General features: G+C 43.6%; 19 protein-coding genes. 4 read left to right on the top strand and 15 right to left on the bottom strand.

What is annotated here, in order from left to right:
- Positions 1–100: 100 nt before the first annotated feature.
- The gene (locus N667_RS0111015) at positions 101–1,183 is read right to left on the bottom strand and encodes a bifunctional 3-deoxy-7-phosphoheptulonate synthase/chorismate mutase (RefSeq protein ID WP_027409625.1); all 1,083 of its coding nucleotides are present in this window, start codon (positions 1,181–1,183) and stop codon (positions 101–103) included.
- Between the two features lie 171 nt (positions 1,184–1,354).
- Between N667_RS0111015 and N667_RS0111010 the strand changes: the two genes are divergently transcribed.
- Entirely contained in the window at positions 1,355–3,517 is a 2,163-nt protein-coding gene (locus N667_RS0111010; RefSeq protein ID WP_027409624.1) for a cell division protein FtsA, read from the top strand.
- Positions 3,518–3,786: 269 nt separating this feature from the next.
- Here the strand turns inward: N667_RS0111010 and ytxJ are convergent, their stop codons facing one another.
- The 3 genes from ytxJ to N667_RS0110995 are packed head-to-tail and all read right to left on the bottom strand — an operon-like array spanning position 3,787 to position 4,925.
- Positions 3,787–4,113, bottom strand: a complete 327-nt coding sequence (gene ytxJ, locus N667_RS0111005) for a bacillithiol system redox-active protein YtxJ (protein WP_027409623.1) — start codon at positions 4,111–4,113, stop codon at positions 3,787–3,789.
- 5 nt (positions 4,114–4,118) lie between these two features.
- Positions 4,119–4,511 carry a YtxH domain-containing protein gene (locus tag N667_RS0111000; RefSeq protein ID WP_027409622.1) on the bottom strand — a complete coding sequence of 131 codons (393 nt, stop codon included), beginning with the start codon at positions 4,509–4,511 and terminating at the stop codon, positions 4,119–4,121.
- A gap of 15 nt (positions 4,512–4,526) precedes the next feature.
- Positions 4,527–4,925: a DUF948 domain-containing protein gene (locus N667_RS0110995; protein ID WP_027409621.1), complete on the bottom strand. Its 399-nt coding sequence runs from the start codon at positions 4,923–4,925 to the stop codon at positions 4,527–4,529.
- A 165-nt stretch (positions 4,926–5,090) separates the two neighbouring features.
- Between N667_RS0110995 and N667_RS0110990 the strand changes: the two genes are divergently transcribed.
- Positions 5,091–6,206 carry an aminopeptidase gene (locus N667_RS0110990; RefSeq protein WP_027409620.1) on the top strand — a complete coding sequence of 372 codons (1,116 nt, stop codon included), beginning with the start codon at positions 5,091–5,093 and terminating at the stop codon, positions 6,204–6,206.
- 76 nt (positions 6,207–6,282) lie between these two features.
- Here N667_RS0110990 and murC read toward each other — a convergent pair whose 3' ends face one another.
- The 8 genes from murC to N667_RS0110950 all read right to left on the bottom strand — a co-directional run bounded on the left by murC (position 6,283) and on the right by N667_RS0110950 (position 14,787).
- The gene (murC, locus tag N667_RS0110985; protein WP_027409619.1) at positions 6,283–7,584 is read right to left on the bottom strand and encodes a UDP-N-acetylmuramate--L-alanine ligase; all 1,302 of its coding nucleotides are present in this window, start codon (positions 7,582–7,584) and stop codon (positions 6,283–6,285) included.
- Between the two features lie 316 nt (positions 7,585–7,900).
- The gene (locus N667_RS0110980) at positions 7,901–8,998 is read right to left on the bottom strand and encodes a nicotinate phosphoribosyltransferase (RefSeq protein WP_027409618.1); all 1,098 of its coding nucleotides are present in this window, start codon (positions 8,996–8,998) and stop codon (positions 7,901–7,903) included.
- Positions 8,999–9,061: 63 nt separating this feature from the next.
- A complete protein-coding gene (locus N667_RS0110975) occupies positions 9,062–11,275 on the bottom strand; it encodes a DNA translocase FtsK (RefSeq protein WP_027409617.1) in 2,214 nt (737 codons plus the stop codon).
- A 97-nt stretch (positions 11,276–11,372) separates the two neighbouring features.
- Entirely contained in the window at positions 11,373–11,975 is a 603-nt protein-coding gene (gene ytpR / locus N667_RS0110970) for a YtpR family tRNA-binding protein (protein ID WP_027409616.1), read from the bottom strand.
- A gap of 22 nt (positions 11,976–11,997) precedes the next feature.
- Positions 11,998–12,792: a DUF1444 domain-containing protein gene (locus tag N667_RS0110965; RefSeq protein ID WP_027409615.1), complete on the bottom strand. Its 795-nt coding sequence runs from the start codon at positions 12,790–12,792 to the stop codon at positions 11,998–12,000.
- Between the two features lie 8 nt (positions 12,793–12,800).
- Positions 12,801–13,124 carry a thioredoxin family protein gene (locus N667_RS0110960; RefSeq protein WP_027409614.1) on the bottom strand — a complete coding sequence of 108 codons (324 nt, stop codon included), beginning with the start codon at positions 13,122–13,124 and terminating at the stop codon, positions 12,801–12,803.
- A complete protein-coding gene (locus tag N667_RS0110955; RefSeq protein ID WP_027409613.1) occupies positions 13,121–13,657 on the bottom strand; it encodes a DUF84 family protein in 537 nt (178 codons plus the stop codon). The genes N667_RS0110960 and N667_RS0110955 overlap by 4 nt, the downstream gene beginning before the upstream one ends.
- 56 nt (positions 13,658–13,713) lie before the next feature.
- A complete protein-coding gene (locus N667_RS0110950) occupies positions 13,714–14,787 on the bottom strand; it encodes a M42 family metallopeptidase (protein WP_027409612.1) in 1,074 nt (357 codons plus the stop codon).
- A gap of 130 nt (positions 14,788–14,917) precedes the next feature.
- Here N667_RS0110950 and N667_RS0110945 point away from each other — a divergent pair, with 130 nt between their 5' ends.
- Entirely contained in the window at positions 14,918–15,214 is a 297-nt protein-coding gene (locus N667_RS0110945) for a PepSY domain-containing protein (RefSeq protein ID WP_027409611.1), read from the top strand.
- Between the two features lie 39 nt (positions 15,215–15,253).
- Here N667_RS0110945 and N667_RS0110940 read toward each other — a convergent pair whose 3' ends face one another.
- On the bottom strand, positions 15,254–16,096 hold the full coding sequence (locus tag N667_RS0110940; RefSeq protein ID WP_027409610.1) for an MBL fold metallo-hydrolase: 843 nt from the start codon (positions 16,094–16,096) through the stop codon (positions 15,254–15,256).
- A gap of 88 nt (positions 16,097–16,184) precedes the next feature.
- A complete protein-coding gene (gene trmB, locus N667_RS0110935) occupies positions 16,185–16,835 on the bottom strand; it encodes a tRNA (guanosine(46)-N7)-methyltransferase TrmB (protein ID WP_027409609.1) in 651 nt (216 codons plus the stop codon).
- A 160-nt stretch (positions 16,836–16,995) separates the two neighbouring features.
- Between trmB and N667_RS0110930 the strand changes: the two genes are divergently transcribed.
- Complete coding sequence (locus tag N667_RS0110930; RefSeq protein ID WP_027409608.1) at positions 16,996–17,265, top strand: YtzH-like family protein; 270 nt, start codon at positions 16,996–16,998, stop codon at positions 17,263–17,265.
- On the opposite strand, the gene N667_RS0110925 is transcribed toward N667_RS0110930, so the two are convergent.
- Entirely contained in the window at positions 17,262–18,038 is a 777-nt protein-coding gene (locus N667_RS0110925) for a phosphotransferase family protein (RefSeq protein WP_027409607.1), read from the bottom strand. The genes N667_RS0110930 and N667_RS0110925 overlap by 4 nt on opposite strands.
- Positions 18,039–18,091 lie beyond the last annotated feature (53 nt).

The raw sequence follows: 18,091 nt of genomic DNA, 5'->3' as shown, positions 1-18,091 counted from the left end.
CGCAACGTCTTGGCAAATAATTTGCAAATGTTTTCATCTTTTTAAAAATAAAAGACCCTTCCATCATCACATTTCTGAATTGATGGAAGGGTGACTCCCGTTAAGCTTTTACCATTTGGCCTTGAAATGCCTTTAATTCTGCCATGAACTCGTTAAATTGGTCAATATCCATCTGCTGAGCCGAGTCGGATAGCGCCACTGCAGGATCTGGATGCACTTCGGCCATCACGCCATCCGCACCAATTGCCAATGCTGCTTTCGCACAAGGAAGTAACAAGTCGCGTCTTCCAGTTGAATGAGTTACATCAACAAATACCGGCAAGTGCGTTTCTTTCTTTAAAATCGGTACAGCGGAAATATCAAGCGTATTTCTTGTTGCCCGCTCATACGTGCGAATTCCACGTTCGCAAAGGATGATTTGATCATTTCCTTGCGACATAATGTATTCTGCAGCGTTAATAAATTCCTCGATCGTTGCAGCTAAACCGCGCTTCAACAATACAGGCTTATTCACTTGACCAGCCGCTTTCAACAACTCAAAGTTTTGCATATTGCGCGCGCCAATTTGAATGACGTCGATGTAATCGAGCGCCATCTCGATATCGGCCGGCGTGACGATTTCACTAATGACTGCTAAATCGTACTCATCCGCCACACGCTTTAAAATTTTCAATCCTTCCAAACCTAGTCCTTGGAAATCGTATGGAGATGTCCGCGGTTTATATGCCCCGCCGCGCAACAACTTCAATCCTTGTTTTTTTACCGCCTCAGCCACTGCTGCAACTTGCTCATAGCTTTCTACCGCGCACGGCCCCATGACGAAATACTGTTTGCCATCACCAATCTTTTCGCCTTTTACATCGACAATCGTATTCTCCGGCTTTTTCTTGCGTGAAACAAGCAACGCTTTGCGATGATCATCTTCTTGCAGTTCGAGCCCTGCTTTAAAAATTTCCTTGAAAATGTGTTTTAATGTTGCCGTTTCAAACGGGCCGTCGTTATGCTTTAAAATTAAATCAAGCATTTTTCGTTCACGAACAGGATCATACCGATACGTTCCTTGCGTCTCTTTAATTTTTCCAATTTCCTGAACAAGCCGTCCCCGTTCGTTAATCAATTTCAAAATCTGCAAATTCACTTCATCTACTCTTGCTCGCAGCTCATCTAGTCTTTCATTGCTCATGCTTTCTCATCCTTTCTTAGTTTATAAAAACGGAAAAATATGATACATTTCTAGTAATTAGACATTATTATAATGCAAATGGATACAATTGTCATCATAAAACTTTAACGATTAAACGCTTTCAAGTGATAAAGTAGCGTATGACCACTTTTTAAAGAAGGTGAATTGTCCGTGAACAATGAATCATCGATTTTTGCACTGGATATCGGAACTCGCTCGGTTGTTGGAGTTATTTTACAGGAAAAAGACGGTGAATATCAAGTTTTAAATATGATCGTTAAAGAACACGGTGAACGAGCCATGCTTGACGGGCAAATTCATGACGTGCCGGCCGTCGCTAAAGTCATCGTCGAAATCAAAGAGGAATTAGAACGAAAGTACGGAACTTTAAAGCGCGTATCGGTCGCGGCCGCAGGAAGAGCGTTAAAGACCGAGCGAGCCGAAGCAGCGATTTGGATCGCCGGAAAACCGATGATTACAAAAGAGGATGTGGCACATTTAGAACTAAGCGCCGTACAGCAGGCGCAAGTGAAGCTCGCAGCAAAAAAGCAAGAACAAAGCCATCGTTATTATTGTGTAGGTTACTCTGTTGTAAACTATAAAATTGATGGACAAGAAATCGGAAGTTTGATAGACCAGCAGGGGACAGAAGCCACCGTCGAAGTCATCGCCACGTTTTTACCAAAACTCGTCGTTGAGTCCCTTCTTGCCGCCCTAAAGCGCGCCAACCTCGAAATGGAAGCATTGACGCTTGAACCGATCGCAGCCATTAATGTGTTGATCCCGCCAACAATGCGGCGATTAAACGTGGCGCTCGTCGATATTGGCGCAGGAACTTCCGATATTGCTATCACCGATCTCGGCACCGTCGTTGCCTATGGAATGGTGCCGATTGCTGGCGATGAAATTACCGAGGCGATTTCTGATCAATATTTGCTCGATTTCCCTCTAGCAGAAAAAGCAAAACGGGAACTGTCGACAAATGAAACGGTGACAATTACGGATATTCTAGGATTTGAAGCAGAAGTGCGGCGCGATGACATGATTGCTGCCATTTCTGATGCGGTCGATCGCCTTGCTGACGCTATCAGCGAAGAAATCTTGTCGCTAAACGGCGGGAAGCCTCCGAAAGCAGTCATGTTGGTCGGCGGCGGCAGCTTGACGCCAGAACTTCCGAAACGGCTGGCGCAAAAACTTCAGCTGCCGGATAATCGCGTAGCCATTCGCGGTGTGGAAGCGATTCAAAAATTGACGATCACACAAGAAATGTCATTGCAAGGACCTGAACTTGTCACGCCGATTGGAATCGCGATCGCTTCCAAACAGAATCCTATTCAATATGTCAGTGTTTACGTAAATAATCAGCCGTTCCGGCTATTTGATATGAAACAATTAACGGTTGGGGATTGTTTGCTGGCTAGCGGCATCTCCCTTCATAAATTATATGGAAAGCCAGGAATGGCCCTTGTTGTTACCGTCAATGAACAAACGGTCACCGTTCCAGGTACATACGGACAGCCGCCTCTTATTATTAAAAATGGTATTCCTGCTTCTTTAGATACCCCAATTCAAGATGGCGATCAAATTGTCGTCGAAAAAGGAAAAGACGGGGAATCCGCATCCATTCAGTTAAAAGATTTGATTGACGAATTGCCGCGTAAAACGGTAACTATTAATGGCGAAGCATACCAAATAGAGGCAACTGTATACCAAAATGGACAAATCGCTTCACTCGATAACGAGGTGAATGATCGTGATGTCATTACAATAGACATGCCGGAAACTATTGAAGAGCTGTTTGCTGCCCTTCACCTTTCCAATTGGCTTGAGCAAGCGAAGCCATTTACAGTTTACGTCAACGGACTGCCCGTTGAGGTGAAACAATTTTCCGGCATGATTTACAAAAACCACATTGAAGCAAAGCCGTCATCTAGCTTTGAAGACGGTGATGTGATTGAAATCATAAGCCGGAAGGCGCCGACCGTCCGCCAATTGGCCGAAGTAAAGCGCATGCGTCTGATTCACTCCATTCCTGTACGTTTTAATGGAGAGATCATTACTCTTTCGAAACCAGCAGCGGAACTTTATTATCAAGGGAAATTACTGAAAGAAGATGACATCATTGAAAATGGAGCCACTCTTGAAGTAATTGAAAAAAAGATCGAGCCGTTTATCTTTCAAGACTTGTTTAATTATGTGCACATCGATATCCCATCGTCATCCTCTTCTTTCACATTATTGCGAAACGGAGAACGCGTAGCATTTTATGAGCCGCTTGCACCAGGAGACGAGCTACAAATTGTGTGGGAGCAAGCAAACGAGGAAGTAAAATAAAAGGGTTGAACCCCAGTTTTCGGGTTCAGCCCTTTATTTTTCTTTGCAAAGCACAAGTGCTGATGATCCATTATTTTACTAAAAAAATGTAGAATGGTACCGGCTAAACACAAGCTTTTCTGCCGCTTCTCTCGAACAAGAACGCTAGCGGGCAAATACCATTGCCCGCAAAGCGTTCGTTGTTCGAGGAGGTCATGCCAAGCATGCCCAGTCGGCGAAGCACTGCTTCGCCGACTACGGCAGAAAAGCTAGGAATCAAGCGATGTCAATTAGTTTTTATGGGATTGCAAAGCATCGTATGTAATGTTCCAATGCGATGTGTGCCATGTTACAGAGCCATTTTCAAACAGCAATGCCTGCGGGGATTCGTGTTTGACCCCGAACGTTTCTGCAATGTAGTTCGAAAGAGGACGCGCCTCCTGGACAAACAAATAATACGTCTCTATTTCCGGATGATCCGCTACGAATTTTTCATATTCGTGAAACGCCGCTTGGCTAATCGGACATGTTAAGCTGTGTTTGATAAATAGAAAACGGTCTTTTTCGTTGACAACTTGCTGGAACTGCTCTATCGTCTCAAGTTTTTGTTTCCCCATCATCCTCACTCCGTTTCGCCTGAATGTCGTTTTTGTTCCGCATCATTCAATGCTGCTTCTGCCTCTTTCAACAATTTTTCAATTGTTTCTTTATTATTGTTAATCGGAAGCGGAATAGACGCCGCTTCTTGAGCAATTTGTTCATTTTCTTCTGGAATGGAATTCATCTGCGGCGATTCTTTAGTCGGCGAAGTAAATTTCGCTACTTCCTTCGTTTTTTCCTTGGCAATGCTTAACCATTCCGTTGCCTTCGTCTTAATCGGTTCTAAATTATCGTTTTCATTCAGTTCAGCAATCAACTTCTTCCCTTTTTCACTCGTTAAAAACATCGCTGTGGCTGCACCAACAACTCCTCCAATAATTGCGCCAAATAAAAAGCCACCATTATTTTTTGACATTTCGAACGCCCTCCTCTATACTTTTTTTCTTCTTCCTTTCCATTTTTCCCATATTTCTAAAAAAGCATTTCCCCATTGCACTGCTTGAGCAACTTTTTGTTCATTCGCTGTTAATTTTCTCGATAGAGAATCATTAAACATCTGAACGGTAGCACCTACTTGCTTTACCGCATCAAATAGCATAGTTAAGCTTTCCATTTTTTTCTGTACATGATCGGCAGCAACGTTCGTTTTGTGCAGCAATTGTGCCGTTTCCTTGCCAATCTCGTTAATTTGTTTTTCCATTCCTTCAATCGTCTTTGTCAAACTTTCTAGCGTTCCTTGAACCGTTTTTAACGTCTTGACTAAGTACATGGTTAAAATAAAAAAAGCAATGGCGATCAGTGCTACGCTTAAGTATAAAATAATTTTCACACCTTTTCCTCCTCGTTGCAACTTTGATGAGCAGCAAAAATGATACTCGATACAAATGATTCGACTTTGAATCGACAAATTCCTCCCATCGCATTCATTCAACAATTAAGTGAATTTGGTTACAATAAAGCTATACATACATTTCTGAAATTGGAGGCTATATCAATGAAAGATCCACGTATTGAACAATTAGCAAAAACGCTCATTCACTATTCTATTCGCCTGCAAAAAGGCGAGAAAGTACTAATTGAAAACTTCGGACTGCAGCGTGAACTTGTTATTGCCCTTATCCGCGAAGCATACGCTGCCGGGGGATATCCGTTTGTATCATTAAAAGATCATCAAATCGACCGCGCGCTGCTTCTTGGTGCGCAAGAAGAGCAATTTCAAATGATGGCTGACTTTGAAGCGAATGTCATGTCGCAAATGGATGCCTATATCGGTTTGCGTTCAGGTGATAACATTAACGAGTTTGCTGATATTCCTGACGACAAAATGAAACTTCATGGTCAGACGATTGGAAAGAAAGTACATCGTGATATTCGCGTGCCAAAAACAAAATGGGTTGTGCTTCGCTATCCGAACCCTTCAATGGCGCAGCTTGCGAAAATGAGCACGGAAGCGTTTGAAGACTTTTACTTTAACGTCTGCAATCTCGACTACAGCAAGATGGATCAAGCGATGGACGCCCTTGTCGCCTTAATGAATAAAACCGATCAAGTTCGCATTACCGGTCCAGGAACCGATTTATCGTTCTCAATTAAAGACATTCCGGCCATTAAATGTTCCGGACAAATGAATATTCCAGATGGCGAAGTATATACAGCTCCTGTTCGTGACTCTGTCAATGGAACGATTACATTCAATACACCGTCCCCATATCATGGCTTTACGTTTGAAAATGTCAAATTAACATTTAAAGATGGAAAAATTATCGAAGCAACAGCCAACGACACAGAGCGAATTAACCAGATTTTTGACACAGACGAAGGAGCTCGCTATATCGGTGAATTTGCCATCGGTGTCAATCCATATATTCAGCATCCAATGCAAGATATCTTATTTGATGAAAAGATTGATGGAAGCTTTCACTTTACACCGGGACAATGCTATGACGACGCGTATAATGGCAATCACTCCAATATTCATTGGGACATGGTCATGATTCAGCGTCCGGAATATGGCGGCGGCGAAATTTACTTTGATGGAGTGTTAATCCGCAAGGACGGTCGTTTCGTCATTCCAGAACTTGAACCGCTTAACCCTGAAAACTTAAAATAACAAAAGCAAAAGAGTCGATGCGTATACATCGGCTCTTTTTTTCAAAAGAAAAACACCAAGGTAGCGCTCCTTGGTGTTATGAATGCACCGTCTCTTCGTACGCTTGTTGAAACTTTTGAATGTCGCCTGCTCCCATGAAAACCAACACAGCATTTGAGTGCTGTTTCAATACAGACGTATCTTCTTCCTTAATGAGACGAGCGTTTGGAATTTTCTCCTGCAAATCGTGAATGGACAATTGACCATGATGCTCCCGCGCTGAACCAAAGATATCGCATAAGTATACTTGGTCTGCTAGCTGCAAGCTTTCAGCAAATTCCCGCAAAAATGTTTGCGTACGCGTATACGTATGTGGCTGGAAGATAGCCACAATCTCTCTGTCCGGATATTTTTGTCTTGCCGCATCAATTGTTGCAACAATTTCCCGCGGGTGATGTGCATAGTCGTCAATGATAATTTGATCGCCAATCTGCTTTTCACTAAAGCGCCGCTTAACTCCTTCAAACGTTTTTAGCCGCTCTTGAATAATATGGACATCCATCTCTTCATAATGGCAAAGCGCAATCACCGCAAGCGCGTTTAGTACGTTATGGTCGCCAAAGCGCGGAATCTCAAACGAAGCAAAAAACGTATTGCGGACAAACACATCAAACGACGTTCCTTCTGTCGTTTTGACGATATTGCGAGCCTGAAAATCGTTGTCCTCACCAAAGCCGTAGAACAATACAGGCACTTTCGCTTGAATTTTTTGCAAATAATCATCGTCTCCGCAAGCGATAATGCCTTTTTTTACTTGCATCGCCATTTCTTGAAATGCGGCAAATACATCATCAATATTGGCAAAATAATCTGGATGATCAAAATCAATATTCGTCATTATAGCATAATCTGGAAAATAGGATAAGAAATGTCGACGATATTCACAAGCTTCAAAGACAAAATATTTGCTTCCTTCGATCCCTTTTCCCGTTCCATCGCCAATGAGATACGATGTCGGCTCCGCCCCTTGCATCACATGGGCAAGCAATCCAGTTGTCGACGTTTTCCCGTGGGCTCCGGTGACCGCAATGCTTGTGAATTTTTGCAAAAAATCACCTAGAAACCGATGATAGCGAATGACTGGTACTCCCAACTCATGCGCTGCTTGAATTTCCTCATGGTTATCTGGAAATGCGTTCCCAGCAATAACTGTATAGCCTGGCCGAATATTTTCTCTGTTAAACGGAAAAATAGGAATTCCCCGCTCTTCCAACGCTTTTTGCGTAAAAAAGCGTTTCTCCACATCTGAACCTTGAACAGTATACTTCATATCATGAAGAATTTGTGCTAATGCGCTCATTCCTGTTCCTTTAATTCCAACGAAATGGTAAACAGTCATATCGAAGACCTCCAACAATCGTCTGTCTCTGAGCCTTTGCGCAATGACAATCAACCAAATCGTTTTTATAGTTCATCACGCTGGTCGGCTCGGTTCAAACCTTCATTGCCGCTTCTCCCTTTCTTGATTCATATGAGTAGCAGCACATTCTTTGTAACACAGTATATGATGTTCATCTGCATTTGCCATTTACACGCCATATGTATTCTCACATTTCATCATTATATCATTGTTTTTAGCTAAAGACTATGACGAAAAAGAAAACTGATAGCCTTTCTCTATCAGTTTTCCCTTTTAACCAATATTGTATTGATGATTAATCTACTTTTTCTAAACGGGGATTCGGTCTGTATCTTCGTCCCGCCTTTGCTTGGTGTTTTCCGTTAAGCAATACGTTATCACCAGTAAAGCCGATATGAATTTTCAACAGGCTGCTTCCCACTCCATACATATCGACAGGGACACCCTGCTTCTCAAACTCGATAATGCGCTGCTCGTTAAAACCGCCGCTCACTACGATTTTGACGTGATGGAATCCTTCACGGTCCAACGCCTCGCGCAAGGCAAAGATGAGCGGAGGATTCACGCCGCGAGGATCAAATGTACCTAGCACTTCCGGATGGCGGATAAAATATTGGTCAATCATTGTGCGGGACGTGTCAACGCGCACTCCCTTCAATCGATCGCCAAATTCTCTTGCCACGCGAAGCGCGTCCGTAATACAGTCGTTATTGTAATCAACAAGTACAATTAAATCATCCTCCGGATATTTCGCATAATATGCTTTAGCTGCCGCTACGACATCGCCATCGAACAGTTGAATGAGCGCATGGGGCATTGTTCCCATCCCTTGCTTGCCCCACCATTCATTCATTGCGTGGGTTGCCTGCGCTGTTGATCCGCCAATAAATGCGGCATAACCGTCCCCTGCTTGTTGCGTATAGTGATCGTCACGATCCCCCATGAAAATAATCGGTTTTTGCACACCGGAAAGCGCCGCGGCTTTGACCACATTATAGACGTTGGTCGCTACCGACGTCCGCCGCGCTAAAATACCGTCAATAATTCCTTCCAAATACCCGAAATTTTGATAAGGACCTGTAATTGTAAGCACCGTTTCAAACGGGCTAATTTTATCCCCATCTTTTAATGAATAAATTTCTAATTTTTCTGGCTCATCCGCAAATGTTTTCACAAGTGCAATCACTTCATCCGTTCCACATAATACAGCATGCTCTTTTTGAAAAAACTGCATTGTAACAATGTTATTCGGACAAAATTCCTTTACAATCTCCCTCGTTTTTAAAAAGTATACAGCGGAAAACCAGCCATCACGAATCCGTTCATCAAATTTAAACGTTTTGTTGGTTAACCGCTTAATTTTTCCTTGTAATTTTAATTCAATTTCCTTCATTTCTTGTTCCCTCGCCTACTTTAATTTCACTGACACCTTTCTTGCTTCTTCATATCGAGCACATCACATCATGCTCGTTTCTTGCAGATTTGCTAATTCCTCTTCCGTAATCAACACATCACGCGGTTTGCTGCCGCGCGCTTCAGAAATGATGCCTTGCTCTTCCATCATTTCAATAAGCCGCGCTGCACGATTATAGCCGATACGAAAGCGCCGTTGCAAGCTAGAGGTCGATGCGCCTCCTTGCTGAACGACAAATTCACATGCCTCATAGAACAACTCGTCCCCGTCATTAGACAAAGGGCTCTGCTTTAAAAAATCGTCTTGTTCAAATAAATAGGAAGGAGACATTTGTGCTTTGACATGTGTTACTACACGCTCAATCTCCTCGTCAGACACAAAGTTTCCTTGTATGCGCACCGTTTTCGATGTACCATTCTCCAAAAACAGCATATCCCCGCGTCCGAGCAGCTTTTCTGCCCCGTTTGTATCAATGATTGTTCTTGAATCGATTTGCGACGAAACAGAAAAAGCAATTCTTGTCGGAATGTTAGCTTTAATTAAGCCAGTAATGACATCGACGGACGGACGCTGTGTCGCTACAATCAGGTGAATGCCGCAAGCCCTTGCCTTTTGTGCGATGCGGCAAATGGCTTCTTCAACGTCTGCCGGAGCGACCATCATTAAGTCAGCAAGTTCGTCAATCACAATCACAATATATGGAAGATAATGTTCCGGTGTTTCCTCTTTTTTCACAAGTTCATTATACTTTTGAATATCCCGCACGCCAGCATGCGCAAACAATTCATAGCGGCGTTCCATCTCTTCAACAGCCCATTTCAACGCCCCGGTCGCTGCTTTGACATCTGTAATTACAGGGCTCACGAGGTGAGGAATGTGATTATATGGTGCAAGCTCTACCATTTTTGGATCAATCAATAACAGCTTTACCTCATGAGGGGCTGCCTTATAAAGAAGACTTACAAGCATTGCATTGATGCATACGCTTTTTCCTGAGCCGGTTGCCCCCGCGATGAGTCCGTGCGGCATTTTTTTCAAATCTGTTACAATAGGCGCACCGGATAAATCAAGTCCAAGCGCCACTGTCAAAGGTGAAGTGCTTGCTCGAAACTCCTCGCTCTGCAAAATTTCCCGAATGAATACCGGCCTGCTTTTGGCGTTCGGCACCTCGATCCCAATCGTGCTTTTTCCAGGGATCGGCGCCTCGATACGAATGTCTTTTGCCGCTAAACTGAGCTTTATATCATCTGATAAACTAGTGATTTTATTCACTTTTACTCCTGGAGCAGGCTGCACTTCAAACCTTGTCACGGTTGGACCTTGTGTTACGTGTACAACTTTCGCACCAACATTAAAATTTTTAAATGTTTCATTAAGCTGCTCGCGCTGTTTTTCGATCCACTGTCGATCATCACCTTGTTGTTCAAATGGGGGTTGCAGCAGTTCAATCGATGGAAAACGATATCCGCAAGCTTTTTCTTCCCGTTTTTTTCTTTCTTCCCATTTCTTTCGATCTTGTTTAAGCATCATCACGTTATACGGGATGCGCGGCGAAGTCGGCTTGACCGAAACGCTCGCTTCACGCTTCCCGCCTTCTTTATTCTCTCGTGGCAATTCAGTGCTTATCGCTTCTTTTTTCTGCTCTCTAGGTTCGACTGGCGCAGTTTGTTGTTCTTCTGTCTCTACTAGCGATATCGCTGTTTCTTCCTGATAGCCTGCTTCTTGGAAAACGCGCTCCGTCTCTAGCGGTTGGGCATGTTCAGTGATTGCTTGTTCCTCTTGCCGCGCTTCATATTCCTCTATTTCTTGTTCTCCCCAAGAAATAGATACCTGTTCTGCCGGTTGTTGCTCTTCATTTAACGATAAATCTATTAGGCGTTGCTCTTCTTTATCAACCAGAACATCCGATTGCTGCGAAACCGCCCTTTCCTCAAGCGTTGGCTCATGCCTCGGGCGCTCCTTATAACCGTAAATCGGAGACGGTACTTCTGAAGGACGAAAAGGTCTCCTTTCCTCCGGCGAATCGTCAATAGTTGTCCTTTCGTTTTCGTAAGTTGCACGCGCACCTTTTTCACGCTGTGGCAACGATTCATCAGGAATGATAGGAAAGCGAAACTTCCCAGTCGGGTATTGATATGTTACTCTAACGTCTAAGTCTGGGGACTTCCTTTCCCTTTTTGGACTTTCCTCGCGAATTGGCTGCTCTCTCTCCTCATCTTGAAACAAATAGCGAACAAGCCGTTTTAGCCATTTCATATACATTTCACTCTTTCTATTCTCTTTTCAACTCTCTATTTTACCAATTATAAAAAAAAAGTCACTAGAAGTGTTTCTAGTGACCGGACAAATTGAATTACTTCGTAAAAGGTTGGCCAACTTCATAGCTATCTGATAATACAAGAATCCCCTTTTCTTGTGGAGCATTTGGCAATTCAAGCTCCCGTGCCGAGCAAATCATGCCGTATGAAGGAACTCCGCGCAATTCTGCTTCTTTAATGACAAGACCGCTCGGCATGACGGCACCGATTTTTGCGACCACAACTTTTTGCCCCGCTTCTACATTCGGTGCTCCGCATACAATTTGCAGCACTTCCGCTCCAACGTCCACCTGGCATACGCTTAGTTTGTCGGCATTTGGATGTTTTTGCTTTTCCTTAACATATCCAACGACAAACTTTGGTGAAAAATCAGCTGTAATTTTTTCAAAACCGTTTTTCTCCAACAATTCATTAATGGCTGCAACCAACTCATCATTTACTTCAACCGTTCCAGTCTCGCCGATTGCATAATAACTAGAAATATTAAAAATGTTATAGCCTGCTGTCTCATTTGTTGTTTCATCAAAAATACGGACAATATCTCCCTTTTTCTCGAACAAGCGAGTTTCAGAATTAATTGGTTTTAAAGAAATGAGCAATACATCGCCGATTCCATCACGATTATAAAATACGTTCATTGCTTTCCTTCCTTTCATTTTGCTATTTGCCTCGACGCTTGCCTAATATAAAAATCGGTTCGAGTTCACCGTCTTCATACAAAAACGACAGAGCTGTGATCGGCACGCGGCCGCTGGCAAAAAAGCTCATCGTCAACTGCGCCAATACATCGTAGCCTGTTTCATTGCGGATATCAGCAATCACAAGAACATCTTGATGCGGTACTGCAAGTGCCATCGTTCCTTTTATATTTTTTGAAAACTTCTCTAAAAACGGTTCGTTTAATATCCGGCTTGCGTCATATCCATCGTTCGTGTTGACAAAATAAAAGATATTTCCCGCCACCGTATCCTCTTTGACAGGTACCTCTAGAGAACGGACATTAAAGCGGGCGATTTCCTTGATTCGGTGAACATCCCAATTTTCCTGCTCGACAAGCTTTTTGTCAATAAGGCGATACGTATTTCCTAAATCAAGTGCATAATAAATCCGCGTTTCCGCTGTATGTTCGTCGTAAATAAGCGGAATGCCTTCGCTCGTTTCTGTCGGAAATGAAGTGGAGCGAATAACGGGATAAATGTCCTTTTCTTTGCCAGATAACGTTTGTTCTTCGTGCATCGTTTGCAGCGCCTGCTCGATGTAATAAACAACCTCTTGAATCGCTTCATCTTTTTTTTCTTCCCATTTCGCGATAATGCCAGGCAGCGAAACAGTGACTCCTTTTTTTGTCCGCTCATCCTCAATGCGCAGCGTGTCTTTTTTACTATCAAAGTGAAACGTCCAGCCGTCCCGCGCTAATCTTTTCTCGATTTCCCTCCGCATTTTTTTGCTGTCCATTTTCATATTTACTTTCCTCGCTGCAACCCTTGAATAAATTGCTCAATCTCTTCTTTCGTTTTGCGATCTTTGCTGACAAAACGGCCAAGCTCCCGGCCATTTTCATATGCGATAAAGCTAGGGATGCCAAAAACATTTTCAGCTTGGCAAACTTCTAATAATTGGTCGCGGTCGACAAGGTAAAATCCATAATCAGAAAACATTTGTTCAATCTCCGGCAAAAACGGCTCAATGAACCGGCAGTCCGGACACCAATCAGCCGAAAAAACGAAAATGGCTTTTTGGCTATTTTTCACTTCCTCATACTGCGCTATCGTTTCGATCGTTTTCATTTATCTCCCTCCTCATAAGCATTCGTTTTGTATGAAAATTCATACTGTCCTGCTAACAGTTTGACAATATGAGCAAACATATCGGTCCGGTTAACGTATCCGTTCGTAAAGACACCGATCGCTCCTTCTTTTTGGCGAATGTTGCGCGTCCCAGTATACGCGTCCATTACATCGCCGAGCTCTTGTCCGCCAAGCACCCCTTCGGCGACTTCCGTTGGCAATGGGATACGGGCGCCACCTGCCGATACGACAAGGCCGTTTCGGTCCACAAGCGCCCCCCAATTGCATACCCACAGCCCGTCCATCGCTTGCACGACGCCGCCTTCAAGTCCAATACCAATATCTGCATTCTCTTTCATAAGCGCATGCTTCGCGCGATTGATCGCCCCTTCCCTCGTCTCTTCGTCGGAGAATGGTTGGGAAGATACGTTCGAATCCGCTTCCGTTGCAACAACCATAAAGCGTTCATCAGAAAAAACGGCCTCAACAGCAGCGATTTTCGCGCGGTTCATCGTGCCGACTGCAATTTTAATCACGCTGTCCCATCCTTTCACGGAAAAAAGAGAAGTCTCATAAGACTCCCCTTTCATCAACTATTTTGATGAATAGCCGCAACCGTCCCTTTGTCGCATTTTTTTACAAGTTCGATCAGCAATTGCTTGGCAGCCGCGTAATCGTCAACGTGAATAATCGAAGCGTGAGAATGAATATACCTTGAACAAATGCCAATTACAGCGGAAGGGATACCGTTATTCGCGATATGTACGCGCCCTGCATCCGTGCCGCCAGGAGAAATAAAAAACTGATAAGGAATTCGATGTGTTTCCGCCGTGTCTAATACAAACTCGCGCATGCCGCGATGGGTCACCATCGAACGGTCGTAAATGCGGACGAGCGCCCCTTTTCCAAGATGTCCGAACTCTTTCTTGTCTCCCGTCATGTCGTTCGCTGGGCTTGCGTCCAAGGCGAAAAAGATGTCTGGCTTAATCATATACGCCGCCGTTTGTGCGCCGCGCAAGCCGACTTCCTCTTGAACAGTCGCTCCGGAATACAATGTATTCGGCAGTTTTTCATCTTTCAATTCCTTTAACAATTCAATCGCCAGCCCGCAACCATAGCGATTGTCCCATGCCTTCGCCAAAATTTTTTTCGGGTTTTCCATTGGCGTAAATGGACAAATCGGCACAATTTGTTGACCGGGCCGGATTCCCATCCGTTTGGCATCTTCCCGATCATCCGCTCCTACATCAATTAGCATATTTTTGATCTCCATCGGCTTGTTTCGCTGTTCTTCTCCGAGCAAGTGTGGCGGAACCGACCCGATGACACCGATGACAGGACCATGATCCGTGATAATTTGGACGCGCTGTGCAAGCATCACCTGATTCCACCATCCGCCAAGCGGCTGAAAGCGAATCATTCCGTTATTCGTAATAGAAGTGACCATGAAGCCGACCTCATCCATATGACCTGCCACCATGACAACGGGACCGTTTTCATTGCCGTGCTTCACTCCAAAAATGCCGCCGAGGCGGTCTTGTACCACTTCATCCGCGTATTTTTGCAGCTCTTTTCGCATAAATCGGCGAACCTCATGTTCATTGCCGGGAGCCCCTGGCAATTCCGTCAATGTTTTAAAAAGCTGAAGCGTTTCTACGTTCATTGATTCTTAACCCCTTTTTCTTGTCTCCCTTTTTATTTTAGCGAACGAATGAGATACTTTCCACTTTTCCCACATTGTTTCGAAAAATTAGATATACTAAATAACAGATGACTATATTGGAGGGAAAAACATGAGCTGGAGAAAATTTATCGCGGGCGCTTTCGTCGGATTTGCTGTTGCCTATGCCATTCAATCAACGCGCAACAACAAAATCATCTCATCAGAAAAAGCGCTCTCATTGGCGAAAGACGCTTTTCAACGTTTGGCCCCAATCAGCGGTTCATGGATTCAAACAAATCCAGAACCGTATGAAAAAAACAATATCGCCTACAAAGTATATAAAGGCGGTATTTGCCGCGGTGAGGAGCAGTATGAATTCGTTATGGACGCACATACTGGAACGATCATTGAAACAAAGAAACTTTGAAAAGAAAGGCCTCTCTTTATCGAGAGAGCCCTTTTCCCGTTAGCGTTCCCGCATGATGCTCGCAATCATTTCCCCGTTTGCGTCCCATTTAAGCGCCCGGTAATAAGCGTCGTGATAAAAGCTAAGCCACGCGCACTTTTCAACTGCATATGGAATCCATTTTTGCTTTTGAAAAATCGATGTCATCGGGTAATCATCGAATGCAAGCACCCATAACACATTTTGATGGGCATGCGTCGGCATTAAATCGCCCATATGGACAAGCATTTCCCCTTTTGACTCAATCAGAATGACAGAATGCCCATCGCTATGGCCGCCCGTATGAACCATTTGAATACCGGAAATGACCTCGATTTTTTCTTCAAAAGTCACCACTTGTTCCGCGATGGCTTCCCAGTTTTCTTTCCAATATGTATTACGCGAGCGAATATTCGGCTGCCTCATTTCATCCCATTCCACCTGCGATACGAAAATTTGCGCATTCGGGAACACGGACACGAGCCTTTCCTCTTCCCACTTTGTTAAACCGCAAGCATGATCAAAATGCATATGCGTCATTAAAACAAAATCAATATCATGCACAGTTAAACCTAACTTTTGCAACGACTGCTCTACGCTTGACTCTTCTGTCACACCAAAGTTGCGCTTTTGTTTATCGGACAGCTTCCCGTTTCCAATTCCCGAGTCAATCAGCAGGTTCTTGCCGTCTACTTGGAGCAAGAGCGGGTCTGTACGCAATTCAATTTGATTGTTGTCATTGCACGGATATTTTTTCGACCAGAGCGGCTTCGGCACAACGCCAAACATCGCTCCCCCGTCTAAATGCGTGACCCCTCCGTTTAACCATGTAATCTGCACATCTCCTACTTTCAGTTGCTCCATTTCCCATCACCTCATATAGTAGTGTACCATTTATATAAATATTTCGAAAACAAAAAATAAAGGCCGCCTTGCTACTGTGCAGGCAGCCTTATCGATTTTTCGCTCGATATTTCACTTCGCATCGGTAAATTCGATTTCCTTTTGCCGCAAATTTTTCTTCATACTCAGTCATAATATTGCCGACAAAATCACTTTGATGAAGATCTAAACTTACATACGTTAACAGCAAACCGTATTGTGAGAAGCTAACAAGCGAATATTCAAATAAGCCTTGGTTGTCCGTCTTAAAATGAATTTCTCCTTCATCAACTAATATTTGCTCATACAATTCCAGAAATGAACGGTATGTGAGACGCCGTTTTTCGTGACGCTTTTTCGGCCATGGGTCCGAAAAATTCAAATAGATGCGCTCTACTTCCCCACCTGCAAAAAAGCCGGTTAAGTCTTTCGCATTGACATTGAGCAGCCTTAAATTTGGCAAATCGTTTTCAATTAATTTATCTAAAGCAGACACAATGACGCTTTCATAAAGCTCAATTCCGATGTAATTAATATGAGGATTCGCTTTTGCCATCCCTGTAATAAACTGTCCTTTTCCCGTTCCAATCTCAATATGAATTGGATTATTGTTTCCAAACAATTCGCTCCATTTTCCTTTATGTTGCTCTGGATTTGGAACGACATATTGCGGATAAGCAGCAATTTTATCTTTTGCCCAAGGTTTGTTACGCAAGCGCATACCAATAACACCTCTATTTCTTTGTCATCGTTGTCAACGATATCACGAATCCTATCCAGTATGCAATATAAAAAAGAAAAACAGCCGCTTGAACGACTGTTCTAACATCGTATAAAACAAATGTGTTTCGCGTATAGTAAGAAAAAAAGGATGATTGCGTATGCCTTTAAATCATCAGCATCAAATGACTGTTTTGAAAGATATTTTATCAAATCATCAAACCGATTGCTGCGGTACGGTCTCGGAGTGCGAGCAAATTGAACGGCTCGTAAAATCATTGATGGGCAATGAGCAAGTTGGGATGCATGTAAAAAACGTCCTTCCCTCTATTTATGACTATGGACAAGCTGGAAAGTACAGCCCAAACTTGGATTCCCACATTTCTTCACATCAGCAGCAATTATCGGAATGGATCGATCAACTAACCTAAGAAGATAACACTTTTTCGAGGAAATGCAGCGATTGCTGCATTTGTTTTTCTGCTTTCTTTTCTTTTTGCCACATAATCGTATATAACGTTTGTATCACAACGTACCATTTCATTCGCGTACGTAAATCATCGGTTAATTCAAGCCCATAAAAGCGAAGCCACTCTTCCCATTTGTCTTTCGGAATATAAGAGTACAGAAGCATCCCAATATCAATGGCGGGGTCAGCGATGAGCGCCCCGTCCCAATCAATTAAATACAGTTGGCCATCCTCGGCAAGCAACCAGTTATTATGGTTCATATCGCAATGACAAACAGCGAACTCGTCACATCGAAGCAAAGGCAACTGCCGCTCGAGCCAAACAAAGGCTTCCTTTATCAGGGGCTCGCCACTCCATTCGTTTAACATTAAGCGCAGCTTATCAACCATCGCATGCGGCAACAAAGGCTTTTTACCTAACCGCTTTAACATTTCCACCAAATCTTGCGAGCGATGAATTTTCTTAAGCAAACTCGCTACTTGTTCACTTCCCATATCATGAGGCTTTAACTCTCTTCCGTCCAGCCATTGTTGAGCCGTGATCACGTCCCCATTTTCCATCCGCTTTGTCCAGACGAGCTTCGGAACGATCCCTTCCGCAGACAATACCGCAAGAAATGGGGAAGAGTTGCGCTTTAAAAATAATTTTCGTCCCTCATATTCAGCAACATATGCATCTCCAGTAGTTCCACCAGCAGGAGTGATATCCCACTCCTTTCCCAGTAACTGTTCCAAGCAAGTTCACCTTCAACTCATAAAAAATAAGAGACAGCACCACTCAGACAATA

The organism is Anoxybacillus tepidamans PS2 (genome assembly GCF_000620165.1).
Classification (GTDB): Bacteria; Bacillota; Bacilli; order Bacillales; family Anoxybacillaceae; genus Anoxybacteroides; species Anoxybacteroides tepidamans_A.
The sequence above is the reverse complement of the archived record's forward strand: the minus strand, read 5'-3'. Positions and strand labels throughout refer to the sequence as shown.